Raw genomic sequence first — 13,032 nt, forward strand, 5'->3', positions numbered from 1 at the left:
ATGCGCATCCACCGCCACCTCACCCTGGCCCTCCTGGCCGGCTGTGCCCTGCAGGCCCAGGCCATCGAGCTCAACGATCAGTTCTCCCTGGCCATTACCCCGGGCATCTACAGCGACTACCGCAACAGCGGCATCTCGCAGACCATGGGCGACCCCGCCGCCCAGCTCGACCTGATGCTCAGCCATGCCAGCGGCCTGTACGCCGGGGTGTGGACCAGCAACGTCGACTTCGGCCATGACTGGGAGAACGACGACCGTTTCGGCACCCGCCAGGAGATCGACTACTACCTCGGCTACTACTGGCAGATCACCGACGCCATCAGCCTGGACGGCTACTACAACCGCTACACCTTCCCCGGCGAGAGCCAGTTCAACGGCAGCGACATCTACCTGACCCTGGAGGCCTACGGCTTCTTCGTCGGCGGCAAGCACTCCCACGACACCGACCAGACCGCCTTCAGCAAATACGCCGGCTACCGCACCCAGCTACCGCTGGAGATCGGTCTGGAGCTGCGCTGGGAGAACGTCGACTACAAGGACGGGGTGTTCTTCAACGCCGACTACAGCGACTCGCGCGAGGACTACGACAACTGGCAGGTCTCGCTCAGCCGCGAGCTGGCCGGCATCACCTGGGGCGTCAGCTACGTCGACACCGACCTGTCCGACGCCGAGTGCCTGAGCTTCATGGGTTATGACGACCTGTGCGGCGCCGATCTGGTGGTCAGCGCCAGCAAGACCCTCTGAACCTCGAACGTAGGGCGGGTGAAATCCGCGCATTGCCTCACCCGCCCTACTGCAACTGTATGGTCGATTTGAAAGTCAGCTGCGGATTGCGCCACGCGGGCGGCGGCGTAAGCTGGCTGCTCCTGCCTGGAGCCGCTCCATGAGACCCGCCGACCTGTTCCGCCTGCTGCTGCTCGCTGCCATCTGGGGCGCCAGCTTCCTGTTCATGCGCATCACCGTACCGGTACTGGGCAGCCTGCCCACCGCCTTCTTCCGCGCCAGCCTCGGCGCCCTCGGCCTGCTGGCCATGCTGCTGGTACTGCGCCCGGTGTGGGACTTCCGCGGCAAATTCAGGGCCTGCCTGGTGCTGGGCGTGATCAACGCCGGCCTGCCTTCGGTGATGTACTGCCTGGCGGCGCTGGTGCTGCCGGCCGGCTATTCATCGATCTTCAACGCCACCACGCCGCTGATGGGCGTGCTGATCGGCGCGCTGTTCTTCAGCGAGGCGATGACCCCGAGCAAGGCCGCCGGCGTGGCGCTGGGCCTGTTCGGCGTGGCGGTACTGACCCGCACCGGCCCGGTGGCCTTCGACCTGCCGCTGCTGCTGGGGGCCGCGGCCTGCCTGGTGGCGACCATCTGCTACGGCTTCGCCGGCTTCCTAACCCGCCGCTGGATAGGCCAGCAGGGCGGCCTGGACAACCGCCTCACCGCCTTCGCCAGCCTGGTCGGTGCCAGCCTGTTCCAGCTGCCGCTGCTGGCCGGCAGCCTGGCCTGGCAGATGCCGACCAGCTGGGGCGGGCCCGAAGTGTGGCTGTCGCTGGCCGCGCTGGGCCTGGTCTGCACCGCCTTCGCCTATGTCCTGTACTTCCGCCTGCTGGCCGACATCGGCCCGATCAAGGCCTCCACCACCACCTTCCTGATCCCGCCGTTCGGCGTGCTGTGGGGCGCGCTGTTGCTGGGCGAACCACTGAGCTGGGCCTATCTGCCGGGCTGCGCGCTGATCGCCGTGGCCTTGTGGCTGGTGGTGCGGCCGACCGAGCCAGGAGCGGCGCCGGTCAAGGCCTAGTAGTCCCCTCTCCCCCTGGGAGAGGGCTAGGGTGAGGGTCTTGCGGGCAGCTCCGAGCCGTCTGTTGCACCCTCGCCCCCCGCCCCTCTCCCCTCTCCCAAAGGGAGAGGGGTGTACAAAAAAGCCGCCCGAAGGCGGCTTTTCTACAGCCGTCCTATTGCTGCAGCTCCTGCTCGGTGAACATGTCGCTGAACAGCATGCTCGACAGGTAGCGCTCACCCGAGTCCGGCAGGATCACCACGATGGTCTTGCCCTGCATTTCCGGCTTCTCGGCCAGGCGCACGGCGGCGACCATGGCGGCGCCGCAGGAAATGCCGCAGAGGATGCCCTCCTCCTGCATCAGGCGCAGGGCCATGGCCTTGGACTCGTCGTCGCCGACCTGCTCGACACGGTCGACGATGGACAGGTCGAGGTTCTTCGGCACGAAGCCGGCGCCGATGCCCTGGATCTTGTGCGGGCTCGGCTTGACCTCCTCGCCGGCCATGGTCTGGCTGATCACCGGCGAGGCGATCGGCTCCACGGCCACCGAGAGGATCGGCTTGTGCCGGCTGTTCTTGATGTAGCGCGACACGCCGGTGATGGTGCCGCCGGTGCCGACGCCGGCCACCAGCACATCCACCGCGCCGTCGGTGTCGTTCCAGATCTCCGGGCCGGTGGTCTTCTCGTGGATGGCCGGGTTCGCCGGGTTGTCGAACTGCCCCGGCAGGAAGTACTTGCTCGGGTCGGAGGAGGCGATCTCGTTGGCCTTCTCGATGGCGCCCTTCATGCCCTTGGCCGGTTCGGTCAGCACCAGTTCGGCGCCCAGGGCCTTGAGCACCTTGCGCCGCTCCAGGCTCATGGAGGCCGGCATGGTCAGGATCAGCTTGTAGCCACGGGCGGCGGCGACGAAGGCCAGGCCGATACCGGTGTTGCCGGAGGTCGGCTCGACCAGGGTCATACCCGGCTTGAGCAGGCCGCGGGATTCGGCGTCCCAGATCATGTTGGCGCCGATCCGGCACTTCACCGAATAACCGGGGTTGCGCCCCTCGATCTTGGCCAGGATGGTCACGCCCTTGGGACCCAGGCGGTTGATCTGCACCAGTGGAGTGTTGCCGATGGACTGGGCGTTGTCGGAATAGATGCGGCTCATGATCCTTTGTCCTTGTCGAAAACCGAGGCCAATCAGCCTAAGCCCGGCCGCCCGGATCGTCCAGCGCAGACGGGTCGAACTCCGCGCCACGTTGGGCAGTCCATCGAAAAACCACCGCTGCGACGGACGCCAAGATGAAACGCCGCTACAGCCTGCCCCTCTATATAGCGCTCGGACTGCTCGCCCTGCTGCTGGTCCTGCACCTGACCCTGCCCTATCTGGTCCGCGACTACCTCAACGACAAACTGGCGGACATGGGCGATTACCGCGGCCAGGTCGCCGACGTGGACCTGGCCTGGTGGCGCGGCGCCTACCAGATCAACGGCCTGCAGATCGTCAAAGTCGACGGCGACGTGCCGGTGCCGCTGCTGGACGCCCCGGCCATCGACCTGGCGGTGAGCTGGCATGCCCTGTGGTACGACCACGGCGTGGTCGCACGGGTGTTGTTCGAGAGCCCCGAGCTGAACTTCGTCGATGGCGGTGAGCGCCCCGAGGACACCCAGACCGGTGCCGGCGTGGACTGGCGCGCCCAGCTGGAAAAGCTGCTGCCGATCACCCTCGACGAGATCCGCGTGGTCAACGGCCGCATCACCTTCCGCAACTTCACTTCGCAGCCGCCGGTGGACCTGCAGGCCAGCGACGTCAACGCCAGCCTGTACAACCTGACCAATGTCGCCGACGAACACGGTGAGCGGGTGGCGCGCTTCGAGGGCCATGCCCTGCTGCTCGACCACGCACCGCTGGAGGCCACGGCGGTGTTCGATCCGTTCGAGAACTTCGAGGACTTCGAATTCCGCGTGCGCGCCACCGACGTCGAGCTGCGCCGGCTCAACGACTTCTCCGGTGCCTACGGCAAATTCGACTTCAACGCCGGCAGCGGCGACATCGTGATCGAGGCCACGGCCGACGAAGGCGTGCTCAGCGGCTATATCAAGCCACTGCTGCGCAATGTCGACGTGTTCAACTGGCGGCAGGACGTGCAGGCCGAGGACAAGAGCCTGTTCCGCTCGATCTGGGAGGCACTGGTCGGCGGCAGCGAAACGCTGCTGAAGAACCAGCAGAAGAACCAGTTCGCCACTCGCGTGGAGCTGTCGGGCAGCGTCAGGGACCAGGATGTCAGCCCCTTCCAGGCCTTCATCGCCATCCTGCGCAACGGCTTCGTCCAGGCGTTCAATGCCCGCTACGAGAACGCCCCGCCGGAACAGTGAACAGGGCAATCCCGCCAATTTCGCAGCCGATATCGGCCTGACCCGCCATTCAGTGACTGAATGGCGCGTCTGCGTTCACAGTCCACCGCCGCGCGCGTTATAGTCGGGCCTTCAGTCACTACCGAACCAGCCGGCAGCGCCCCGTGGCGCGGTCGTTCGAGGATTTGCAGATGAAGTTCGAAGGCACCCAGTCCTACGTCGCCACCGACGACCTCAAGCTCGCGGTCAACGCCGCCATCACCCTGCAGCGCCCGCTGCTGGTCAAGGGCGAGCCGGGCACCGGCAAGACCATGCTGGCCGAGCAACTGTCCGCCGCCTTCGGCGCCAAGCTGATCACCTGGCACATCAAGTCCACCACCAAGGCCCACCAGGGTCTGTACGAGTACGACGCGGTCAGCCGCCTGCGCGACTCGCAGCTGAACTCGGAGAAGGTCCACGACGTTCGCAACTACATCAAGAAGGGCAAGCTGTGGGAGGCCTTCGAGTCCGAGGAGCGCGTGATCCTGCTGATCGACGAGATCGACAAGGCCGACATCGAGTTCCCCAACGACCTGCTGCAAGAACTCGACAAGATGGAGTTCTACGTTTACGAGACCAACGAGACGATCAAGGCCAAGCAGCGCCCGATCATCATCATCACCTCGAACAACGAGAAGGAGCTGCCGGACGCCTTCCTGCGCCGCTGCTTCTTCCACTACATCGCCTTCCCGGATCGCGACACCCTCAAGCAGATCGTCGACGTGCACTACCCGAACATCAGCGGCGAGCTGGTGGCCGAGGCCCTCGACGTGTTCTTCGACGTGCGCAAGGTGCCGGGCCTGAAGAAGAAGCCGTCCACCAGCGAACTGGTCGACTGGCTGAAGCTGCTGATGGCCGACAATATCGGCGAAGCCGTGCTGCGCGAACGCGATCCGACCAAGGCCATCCCGCCGCTGGCCGGCGCCCTGGTGAAGAACGAGCAGGACGTGCAGCTGCTCGAGCGCCTGGCCTTCATGAGCCGCCGCGCCAGTCGCTGACGACCTCGTCCCCCTCTCCCTCCGGGAGAGGGCCGGGGTGAGGGAAGCCCAGCCCACGCAAGAGGTATCCAGCATGCATAGCGGCAGCTGCCTGTGCGGTGCAGTGAAGTACCAGCTCGATGCGCCCATCGAATCCGCCAGCCATTGCCATTGCAGCCAGTGCCGCAAGGGCCATGGCGCGGCGTTCGGCAGCTACGGCAACGTGCCCTGGAGCAGCTTCCGCTGGACCGCCGGCGAGGACTCGGTAGCCCGCCACCACTCCTCCCCCGGCGTGACCCGCACCTTCTGCCGGCAGTGCGGCGCCACCCTGCAGTGGTACAGCGACCACGCCAACCCGGAAACGGTCGGCATCGCCCTGGGCACGCTGGACACGCCGCTGGGCGAGGTGCCGCAGAAGCACATCTATTGCGAATCCAAGGCCGACTGGTACGCCATCGCCGACGGCCTGCCCCAGGAACGAAGCTCCTGAGGCCTCACAGATAAACAGACGAGGGTGCAGCCATGCTGCTCAACCTGTTCAACGAAATGCGCGCGGCCAAGGTCCCGGTCTCGGTGCGCGAGCTGCTCGACCTGATCAACGCGCTGAAACAGCACGTGATCTTCGCCGATATGGACGAGTTCTACTTCCTCGCCCGCACGGTGATGGTCAAGGACGAGCGCCACTTCGACAAGTTCGACCGCGCCTTCGCCGCCTACTTCAAGGGCCTGGAGAAGCTCGACGACTTCCTCGAGACCATGATCCCCGATGAATGGCTGCGCAAGGAATTCGAACGCCACCTGACCGACGAAGAGCGCGCGCAGATCCAGTCCCTCGGCGGCCTGGACAAGCTGATCGAGGAGTTCAAGAAACGCCTCGAGGAGCAGAAGGAACGCCACGCCGGCGGCAACCGCTGGATCGGCACCGGCGGCACCAGCCCCTTCGGCTCCGGCGGCTACAACCCGGAAGGCATCCGCGTCGGCGACGCCGGCAAGCGCCAGGGCAAGGCCGCCAAGGTGTGGGACCAGCGCGAGTACAAGAACCTCGATGACCAGGTCGAGCTGGGCACGCGCAACATCAAGGTGGCCCTGCGCCGCCTGCGCAAGTTCGCCCGCGAGGGCGCCGCGGAGGAGTTCGACCTCGGCGGCACCATCGACCACACGGCCAAGGACGGCGGCCTGCTCAACATCCAGATGCGCCCGGAACGGCGCAACACGGTGAAGCTGTTGCTGCTGTTCGACATCGGCGGCTCGATGGACGCGCACATCAAGGTCTGCGAGGAGCTGTTCTCGGCGTGCAAGACCGAGTTCAAGCACCTCGAATACTTCTACTTCCACAACTTTGTCTACGAGAGCGTGTGGAAGAACAACCTGCGCCGCACCAGCGAGCGCTTCTCCACCCTCGACCTGCTGCACAAGTACGGCCCGGACTACAAGGTGATCTTCGTCGGCGACGCCGCCATGGCACCCTACGAGATCACCCAGCCCGGCGGCAGTGTGGAGCACTGGAACGAGGAAGCCGGCTACGTGTGGATGAAGCGCTTCATGGAGAAGTACAAGAAGCTCATCTGGATCAACCCCTACCCCAAGGACGCCTGGAACTACACGGCCTCCACCAATATCGTCCGCGAGCTGATCAATGATCAGATGCACCCGCTGACGCTGCGGGGGCTGGAGGAAGGCATGCGCTTCCTCTCCAAGTGACCACGAACGGGCCCGGCGGGCCCGTTCTGCTTTGGGGCGAAAGCCGTTAGGCTTGGCGCGTTATCCCTTCGCAACGAGCCGATCATGCAACACCTTTCCCTGCAGGACGCCGCCGCACCGGACGGCGTCTGTTACGGCTGTGGCAGCCGCAATCCCCATGGCCTGCACATCAAGAGCCGCTGGCACGAAGACGGTGTGCACGTGGTGGCCGAGCACCTGCCCGATCCCATGCACTGCGGCTGGCCGGAGCTGGTCTACGGCGGGCTAATCGCCATGCTGGTGGACTGCCACTCGAACTGGGCCGCCATGGCCTACCACTACCGCGCCGAAGGTCGCGAGCCCGGCAGCCTGCCGCGCATCGAGTGCGTCACCGGCAACCTCGGCATCAAGTTCATCAAGCCGACGCCCATGGGCGTGCCGCTGCAGCTGCGCGCCCGCATCGACGGCGAGCCGGGGCGCAAGACCCGGGTGATCTGCGAGGTGTATGCGGGCGATGTGCTGACCGCTATTGGCGACTCGGTCTTCGTGCGCGTGGACACCAGCCAGCTGGCGACCCAGGCCCACGGCAAGGAAACCTGAGCGTCGCCCAACAAAAAGGCCCCTCGCGGGGCCTTTTTTATTAGCGCCAGTGGCGCTTCTCGTAGGCGATCGGCTTGTGCTTGCGGCCGATGCCGAGGGTCCAGCCGAGGCCCAGGGCGATCAGTTCGGCCAGCCAGGCCAGTACCAGCCCCACGCCGAGCCCCCAGTAGATCGCCTGGGGCGCCAGCAGCACCTGGTAGGTGTAGGCGTCGTAGGTTTCCTGCAACAGGGCCTGATCGGCGTCGGTCGCCAGGTGCCAGACCTGCGCATACCAGGGGCCCTGCATGGCCAGCCACTCGCCCTCCAGCAGCTCGGCGCGGGTCACCAGATGGCCGATGCTGTCGGCATCGCTGCGCATCACCTCGTCGGTGCTGGCCCGGTAGTGGGCCACCAGGGCATTGAGGTCGCCGTTGAAGAACTTCGCCGCGGTCTCGCGGAAGCCCAGCAGGCTCTCCTCGGACTCGGCGCGGTGGGCGGCCACGCGCTTGGCGTAGTCGTCGACGAAGCCCGGCACCTGCACGCCGACCAGCAGGCCGAAGGCGAATACCACAAGACGCAAGTAACCCCTGAACATCCTCAATCCCCCATCTGCCCATGGGCGACGCGCTCGCCGCGGCGCCACAGGCTCCACTCCCCCGGCTGGAACAGGTTCCAGCGCTCGTTATCGGTCAATGGCTCGGTGGCGATCACCGTCACCACATCGTTCGGCGTGGTTTCCGCCTGGAAGTCCACGGTCAGGTCCGCATCCTTCAGCCGCGCCGGGCCGAAGGGGGCACGGCGGGTGATCTGCGCCAGCTTGGTGGAGCAGAAGCAGAACAGCCAGTCGCCATCGCTGAGCAGGCAGTTGAACACGCCCTTGCCGCGGTAGTCCTGGGCCGCCTGGATCAGCACCGGCAGCAGCACCTCCACCGGCACCGGCTCGGGGAAGGCGCCGCGCACGCGGTTGAGCAGGTCGCAGAAGGCCGCCTCGCTGTCGGTATCGCCGACCGGGCGGTAGAAGTCGAAGCTCGGCGCGAAGTCGCTCAGCTGGCCGTTGTGGGCGAAGCACCAGTTGCGCCCCCACAGTTCGCGCACGAACGGATGGGTGTTGGCCAGGCATACCCGGCCGACGTTGGCCTGGCGGATATGGCCGATCACCGTCTCGCTCTTGATCGGGTAGCGCTGCACCAGCTTGGCCACTTCCGAGCCGACGCTGGCCGCCGGGTCCTGGAACAGGCGCAGCCCTCGCCCCTCGTAGAAGGCGATGCCCCAGCCATCGCGATGCGGACCGGTGCCGCCACCGCGCTGCATCAGCCCGGTGAAGCTGAACACGATGTCGGTGGGCACGTTGGCACTCATGCCGAGCAGCTCGCACATGGCTCAGGCCTCCTGCAGCGCCGCGCGCAATCGCTCGGCCTCGCGGGCCAGGCGCGCCTCGATCCGCTTGCGTCCGAGCGGCAGGAAGCGGGTGAGAATGCGCCAGCACAGCGCCGGCAGATCGCCGTTACGGCGTGGAATCAGGTGCAGGTGCAGGTGCGGCACATGCTGGTTGGCCACCGGGCCGTCGTTGAGCAGCAGGTTGATGCCCAGCACGTCGGGCTCGCTGCGATAGAGCGCCTTGGCCAGGCGATCGGCCAGCGCCAGCAGGGCATCGCGCGGCTGGGACGGCAGGTCGCTGAGGAAGGGCGCATGGCCCTTGGCGACGATCAGCACGTGGGCCGGACGCAGCGGGAAGATATCCAGCAGCACCAGGAAATGTTCGTCCTGGTGAATGATGTGTGCCGGCAGTTGGCCGTCGGCGATGGCGCAGAACACGCAGCTCATGGGCTCTCCTTGTCGCATGCGGCCATGCTAGCGCACGCCGCTACATGCAACTAGAGTCGCGGCTCGATGCGCAGGCGGCGGTCGCCGTAGGCATCCAGGCGGGTATCGGCGTCGGGACGTTCTTCGCGGTCCATCAGTTCGCGCAGGGTCGGCTCGTCCTCTTCCACCGCCGCCGCACGCGGGCCCCGGCGGTTTTCCCACCAGCGCTCCAGCGGCCAGCGCAGGAAGGCGATGGCCAGCCACACGCCGAGGGCAATCAGCCCGTAGATGGCCAGGTCGGCCACCGCACGCCAGGCGTTCTTGCCCACTTCGAACAGCAGATCGAGGGCGGTAATGGCGATCGCCGGCGCGAACAGTTCCTTGGCCGGATCGACGATGGTCGGCGTCAGCAGCAGCACCGCCACGATCACGCGCAGCGGTTCGCGCAGCCAGCGCCACATCCAGCCGGTCATGCGGAACCACACCAGCAGGCAGCCCAGCGCCGAGATGGCGTAGATGCCCCAGGCGAGCAGATAGTCTTGTTCGGTCATGGCGTTTCGTGGCTTGGCCGGCAAAGGGGCGCTTATGATAACGGCTTTTGCGCCCCCCGACCTCCCTGCGGTCGCCCGAACGAGAACGATCATGACCGACGCCCCCATCGCCCGCCGCGACACCGGCTCCGACCCCTACCGCTGGCTGGAACAGCGCGACGCCGCCGAGGTGCTCGACCACCTCAAGGCCGAGAACGCCTACCTGGAGCAGCAGCTGGCCGCGCAGGCCGAGCTGCGCGAGGCACTGTTCCAGGAGATCAAGGGCCGCATCCGCGAGACCGACCTGTCCCTGCCGGTGCCCTGGGGCCCGTGGCTTTATTACCAGCGCACCACGGCCGGCGACGAATACCCGCGCCACTACCGCTGCCCGCGCCCGGCCGATGGCTCGCTGACGGTGGACGACAGCGCCGAACAGCTGCTGCTCGACCCCAATGCCCTGGCCGGCGACGGCTATCTGTCGCTCGGCGCCTTCACCGTCAGCCCGGACCACCGCCTGCTCGGCTACAGCCTGGATACCGCCGGCGACGAGATCTACCGGCTGTTCGTCAAGGAGCTGGACGGCGGCGCGCTACGCGAGCTGCCGTTCGACGACTGCGACGGCCAGATGACCTGGGCCGGCGATAGCCAGACCCTGTTCTTCGTCACCCTCGACGACACCCATCGCCCGCACCGCCTGTATCGCCACAGACTCGGCGATGAAAGTGCCGAGCTGGTGTTCGAGGAGACCGACGGGCGCTTCTTCCTCAGCTGCTACCGCAGCAGCTCCGAGCGCCAACTGGTGCTGAGCCTGGGCAGCAAGACTACCAGCGAGGCCTGGGTGCTGGATGCCAACACGCCGCAGGGTGAGTTCCGCTGCCTGGCGCCACGCCAGGAGGATCACGAGTACGACGTCGACCATGGTCAGCTGGACGGCGAGTGGACCTGGTTCGTGCGCAGCAACCAGGCCGGCATCAACTTCGCCCTGTACGCCGCCAGCGAGGCACAACCGACCCGTGAAAACTGGCGCGAGCTGATCGGCCACGATGAGCGACGCATGCTGGAGGGCGTCACCCTCAACCAGGACGCCTTCATCCTCAGTTTGCGCGAGGGCGGCCTGCCGATTATCGAGGTACATCCGCGATCGGCCGCGCCCTATCCCGTGCAGTTGCCGGACGCCGCCTACAGCCTGTATGTGCAGGACAGCCTGGAATTTCACAGCCCGGCCATCCGCCTGCGCTACGAGGCACTCAACCGCCCGGCCCAGGTGCGCCAGCTGGAACTGGCCGGCGGCGAGCAGAAAGTGCTCAAGCAGACCCCGGTGGAAGGCCCGTTCGATGCCGACGCCTACGAGAGCCGTCGCCTCTGGGCCACTGCTGCCGATGGCACCCGGGTGCCGATCAGCCTGGTGGCGCGCAAGGAAGTATTGGCAGCCGGCCAGCCAGCGCCGCTCTACCTGTACGGCTACGGCGCCTATGGCGAGAGCCTCGATCCCTGGTTCAGCCATGCGCGCCTGAGCCTGCTGGAGCGCGGCTTCGTCTTCGCCATCGCCCATGTGCGTGGCGGCGGCGAACTGGGCGAGGCCTGGTACCGTGCCGGCAAGCTGGAACACAAGCAGAACACCTTCGGCGACTTTATCGCCTGCGCCGAGAAGCTGATCGGCGATGGCCTGACCACTCCAGCGCAGCTGGTGATCAGCGGCGGCAGCGCCGGTGGCCTGCTGATCGGCGCCGTGCTCAATCAGCGTCCCGAACTGTTCGCCGCCGCCATCGCCGAAGTGCCCTTCGTCGACGTGCTCAACACCATGCAGAACCCCGACCTGCCGCTGACCGTGACCGAGTACGACGAGTGGGGCGACCCGAACCAGCCGGAGGTATTCGAGCGCATCAAGGGCTACGCGCCCTACGAGAACGTCAGCGCCCAGGCCTACCCGGCGATCCTCGCCGTGGCCGGCTACAACGACAGCCGCGTGCAGTACTGGGAGGCGGCCAAGTGGGTGGCCAAGCTGCGCGCCACCCGCACCGACGCCAACCTGCTGCTGCTCAAGACCGACCTGGGCGCCGGCCACGGCGGCATGAGCGGGCGCTATCAGGCCCTCAAGGACGTGGCGCTGGAATATGCATTCCTGCTCAAGGTACTGGGAGTCGCTTGATGCAGAACCTGCTCTATCGCTGGCTGCTGCTGGTCGGCCTCGGTCATGTGGCGCTGGGCATTGCGCTGGCATTTGCCGCCCATCTGCCGGTCACTCAGCCCTACTTCGCCTACCTGTACGCCAGCGTCGCCACCACACCGCCGCCAGCCGAATTCCAGACACTGCTGCGCACCATGGTCGGTCTGTTCGGACCGACCGTGGCGAGCTGGGGGCTGTTGTTCAGCGTGCTGATGTTCCTCTATCGCGAACATGGCCACCGCCAGATCAAGCCGGCAATCTTCGCCGCCCTGCTGGTCTGGTGTCTGCTGGACAGCGCGATCTCGCTGTATTTCGGGCTGCTATGGCATGCCTACCTCAACACGGCGGCGGTGCTGTCGATCGCCCTGCCCCTGCTGGCGCTGCGCCCGCTCAAGGCTTGCCGATAGATTCCGCAGGATGCTGTTGCTGGCTGCGCCGCTGGGTCTCCAGTTGCGGCAGCGGCTTGTCCTTGGGTATTGCCTGCGGAGCCGACAGGGGCGTGCGTGGCCGCTGGGGATTGACCAGCAGTGGCGGGCTGTTGCGTGGTGCGGGGGTGATGCTGCGCACCTCGGGCTTGCCGTAGGGTTGCGGCGTGGCGGTGCCGGGCAGGCCCGGTGGCTGGGCCTGGGCACTGAGGCTCAGCGCCAGGATCAGAACGAACGATACGTGACGCATCGGCGGCTCCAGCGATGTCGGCTTTCGTTCTATTCTGGCAGTCTCGCCATCCAGTAGTTCGCCAGCCGACCGCAGGTACCCCCATGAACAAGCTCGACCAGATACTCGCCGAGGCCCAGCACCGGCGCGAAACCAGTTATCGCGAGAAGGCACTGAGGATGTACCCGCACATCTGCGGGCGCTGCGGCCGCGAATTCAGCGGCAAGCGCCTGAGCGAGCTCACCGTGCATCACCGCGATCACAACCACGACAACAACCCGGAAGACGGCTCCAACTGGGAGCTGCTGTGCCTGTACTGCCACGACAACGAGCACCAGCGCCAGGTCGATCTGCATTACCAGAAGGAAGAAGCGGCCGTGGTCGGCTCCGCCAGCAAGGTCACCCACAAGGCCCTGGCCGGCCTGGAGGCATTGCTGAAGAACAAGCCCGAGGCCTGAAACGAAAACGCCCGCTGCAAGAGCGGGCGCCTGTTCCGAT

16 protein-coding genes are annotated in these 13,032 nt (G+C 66.3%); 10 read left to right on the forward strand and 6 right to left on the reverse strand.

The genetic code is table 11. The annotated features are described in order from the left end of the window. The gene (locus tag OH686_RS05100) at positions 1–744 is read left to right on the forward strand and encodes a TorF family putative porin (RefSeq protein WP_289536580.1); all 744 of its coding nucleotides are present in this window, start codon (positions 1–3) and stop codon (positions 742–744) included. 139 nt (positions 745–883) lie between these two features. Continuing rightward, positions 884–1,789 carry a DMT family transporter gene (locus tag OH686_RS05105; protein WP_289536582.1) on the forward strand — a complete coding sequence of 302 codons (906 nt, stop codon included), beginning with the start codon at positions 884–886 and terminating at the stop codon, positions 1,787–1,789. Between the two features lie 154 nt (positions 1,790–1,943). On the opposite strand, the gene cysK is transcribed toward OH686_RS05105, so the two are convergent. Continuing rightward, complete coding sequence (gene cysK, locus OH686_RS05110) at positions 1,944–2,918, reverse strand: cysteine synthase A (protein ID WP_289536583.1); 975 nt, start codon at positions 2,916–2,918, stop codon at positions 1,944–1,946. Positions 2,919–3,052: 134 nt separating this feature from the next. Here cysK and OH686_RS05115 point away from each other — a divergent pair, with 134 nt between their 5' ends. The 5 genes from OH686_RS05115 to OH686_RS05135 all read left to right on the forward strand — a co-directional run bounded on the left by OH686_RS05115 (position 3,053) and on the right by OH686_RS05135 (position 7,401). Next, positions 3,053–4,126, forward strand: a complete 1,074-nt coding sequence (locus OH686_RS05115; RefSeq protein ID WP_289536584.1) for a DUF748 domain-containing protein — start codon at positions 3,053–3,055, stop codon at positions 4,124–4,126. Between the two features lie 170 nt (positions 4,127–4,296). Beyond that, entirely contained in the window at positions 4,297–5,142 is an 846-nt protein-coding gene (locus OH686_RS05120) for an AAA family ATPase (protein ID WP_289536585.1), read from the forward strand. A 73-nt stretch (positions 5,143–5,215) separates the two neighbouring features. Then, positions 5,216–5,611: a GFA family protein gene (locus OH686_RS05125; RefSeq protein WP_289536586.1), complete on the forward strand. Its 396-nt coding sequence runs from the start codon at positions 5,216–5,218 to the stop codon at positions 5,609–5,611. Positions 5,612–5,643: 32 nt separating this feature from the next. Beyond that, positions 5,644–6,822, forward strand: a complete 1,179-nt coding sequence (locus OH686_RS05130) for a vWA domain-containing protein (protein WP_289536588.1) — start codon at positions 5,644–5,646, stop codon at positions 6,820–6,822. A gap of 84 nt (positions 6,823–6,906) precedes the next feature. Then, positions 6,907–7,401 (forward strand): PaaI family thioesterase, encoded by a 495-nt coding sequence (locus tag OH686_RS05135; protein WP_289536590.1) that lies wholly within the window; start codon positions 6,907–6,909, stop codon positions 7,399–7,401. Positions 7,402–7,441: 40 nt separating this feature from the next. On the opposite strand, the gene OH686_RS05140 is transcribed toward OH686_RS05135, so the two are convergent. The 4 genes from OH686_RS05140 to OH686_RS05155 are packed head-to-tail and all read right to left on the reverse strand — an operon-like array spanning position 7,442 to position 9,734. Next, complete coding sequence (locus tag OH686_RS05140; protein ID WP_289536592.1) at positions 7,442–7,975, reverse strand: DUF2937 family protein; 534 nt, start codon at positions 7,973–7,975, stop codon at positions 7,442–7,444. Between the two features lie 2 nt (positions 7,976–7,977). Then, entirely contained in the window at positions 7,978–8,757 is a 780-nt protein-coding gene (locus OH686_RS05145) for a class II glutamine amidotransferase (protein WP_289536593.1), read from the reverse strand. A gap of 3 nt (positions 8,758–8,760) precedes the next feature. Continuing rightward, complete coding sequence (locus tag OH686_RS05150) at positions 8,761–9,204, reverse strand: HIT family protein (protein ID WP_289536594.1); 444 nt, start codon at positions 9,202–9,204, stop codon at positions 8,761–8,763. Positions 9,205–9,254: 50 nt separating this feature from the next. Then, positions 9,255–9,734 (reverse strand): MFS transporter, encoded by a 480-nt coding sequence (locus tag OH686_RS05155; protein WP_289536595.1) that lies wholly within the window; start codon positions 9,732–9,734, stop codon positions 9,255–9,257. A 91-nt stretch (positions 9,735–9,825) separates the two neighbouring features. On the opposite strand from OH686_RS05155, the gene OH686_RS05160 reads away from it, so the two are divergent. Beyond that, complete coding sequence (locus OH686_RS05160; protein WP_289536596.1) at positions 9,826–11,862, forward strand: S9 family peptidase; 2,037 nt, start codon at positions 9,826–9,828, stop codon at positions 11,860–11,862. Beyond that, on the forward strand, positions 11,862–12,287 hold the full coding sequence (locus OH686_RS05165) for a hypothetical protein (RefSeq protein WP_289536598.1): 426 nt from the start codon (positions 11,862–11,864) through the stop codon (positions 12,285–12,287). Before OH686_RS05160 ends, OH686_RS05165 begins: the two co-directional genes overlap by 1 nt. Here the strand turns inward: OH686_RS05165 and OH686_RS05170 are convergent. After that, positions 12,271–12,555: a hypothetical protein gene (locus tag OH686_RS05170; protein WP_289536600.1), complete on the reverse strand. Its 285-nt coding sequence runs from the start codon at positions 12,553–12,555 to the stop codon at positions 12,271–12,273. The genes OH686_RS05165 and OH686_RS05170 overlap by 17 nt on opposite strands. A gap of 83 nt (positions 12,556–12,638) precedes the next feature. On the opposite strand from OH686_RS05170, the gene OH686_RS05175 reads away from it, so the two are divergent. Next, positions 12,639–12,992, forward strand: coding sequence for a YajD family HNH nuclease (locus OH686_RS05175; RefSeq protein WP_289536602.1), 354 nt, complete (start codon positions 12,639–12,641; stop codon positions 12,990–12,992). Positions 12,993–13,032: the final 40 nt, after the last annotated feature.

It is taken from the genome of Pseudomonas sp. SO81 (genome assembly GCF_030374125.1).
Classification (GTDB): Bacteria; Pseudomonadota; Gammaproteobacteria; order Pseudomonadales; family Pseudomonadaceae; genus Aquipseudomonas.

What these genes read in the sequence shown, in the direction of transcription:
- OH686_RS05100 (WP_289536580.1), top strand. Translation starts at nt 1, where the DNA reads ATGCGCATCCACCGCCACCTCACCCTGGCCCTCCTGGCCGGCTGTGCC.
- OH686_RS05105 (WP_289536582.1), top strand. Translation starts at nt 884, where the DNA reads ATGAGACCCGCCGACCTGTTCCGCCTGCTGCTGCTCGCTGCCATCTGG.
- cysK (WP_289536583.1), bottom strand. Translation starts at nt 2,918, where the DNA reads ATGAGCCGCATCTATTCCGACAACGCCCAGTCCATCGGCAACACTCCA.
- OH686_RS05115 (WP_289536584.1), top strand. Translation starts at nt 3,053, where the DNA reads ATGAAACGCCGCTACAGCCTGCCCCTCTATATAGCGCTCGGACTGCTC.
- OH686_RS05120 (WP_289536585.1), top strand. Translation starts at nt 4,297, where the DNA reads ATGAAGTTCGAAGGCACCCAGTCCTACGTCGCCACCGACGACCTCAAG.
- OH686_RS05125 (WP_289536586.1), top strand. Translation starts at nt 5,216, where the DNA reads ATGCATAGCGGCAGCTGCCTGTGCGGTGCAGTGAAGTACCAGCTCGAT.
- OH686_RS05130 (WP_289536588.1), top strand. Translation starts at nt 5,644, where the DNA reads ATGCTGCTCAACCTGTTCAACGAAATGCGCGCGGCCAAGGTCCCGGTC.
- OH686_RS05135 (WP_289536590.1), top strand. Translation starts at nt 6,907, where the DNA reads ATGCAACACCTTTCCCTGCAGGACGCCGCCGCACCGGACGGCGTCTGT.
- OH686_RS05140 (WP_289536592.1), bottom strand. Translation starts at nt 7,975, where the DNA reads ATGTTCAGGGGTTACTTGCGTCTTGTGGTATTCGCCTTCGGCCTGCTG.
- OH686_RS05145 (WP_289536593.1), bottom strand. Translation starts at nt 8,757, where the DNA reads ATGTGCGAGCTGCTCGGCATGAGTGCCAACGTGCCCACCGACATCGTG.
- OH686_RS05150 (WP_289536594.1), bottom strand. Translation starts at nt 9,204, where the DNA reads ATGAGCTGCGTGTTCTGCGCCATCGCCGACGGCCAACTGCCGGCACAC.
- OH686_RS05155 (WP_289536595.1), bottom strand. Translation starts at nt 9,734, where the DNA reads ATGACCGAACAAGACTATCTGCTCGCCTGGGGCATCTACGCCATCTCG.
- OH686_RS05160 (WP_289536596.1), top strand. Translation starts at nt 9,826, where the DNA reads ATGACCGACGCCCCCATCGCCCGCCGCGACACCGGCTCCGACCCCTAC.
- OH686_RS05165 (WP_289536598.1), top strand. Translation starts at nt 11,862, where the DNA reads ATGCAGAACCTGCTCTATCGCTGGCTGCTGCTGGTCGGCCTCGGTCAT.
- OH686_RS05170 (WP_289536600.1), bottom strand. Translation starts at nt 12,555, where the DNA reads ATGCGTCACGTATCGTTCGTTCTGATCCTGGCGCTGAGCCTCAGTGCC.
- OH686_RS05175 (WP_289536602.1), top strand. Translation starts at nt 12,639, where the DNA reads ATGAACAAGCTCGACCAGATACTCGCCGAGGCCCAGCACCGGCGCGAA.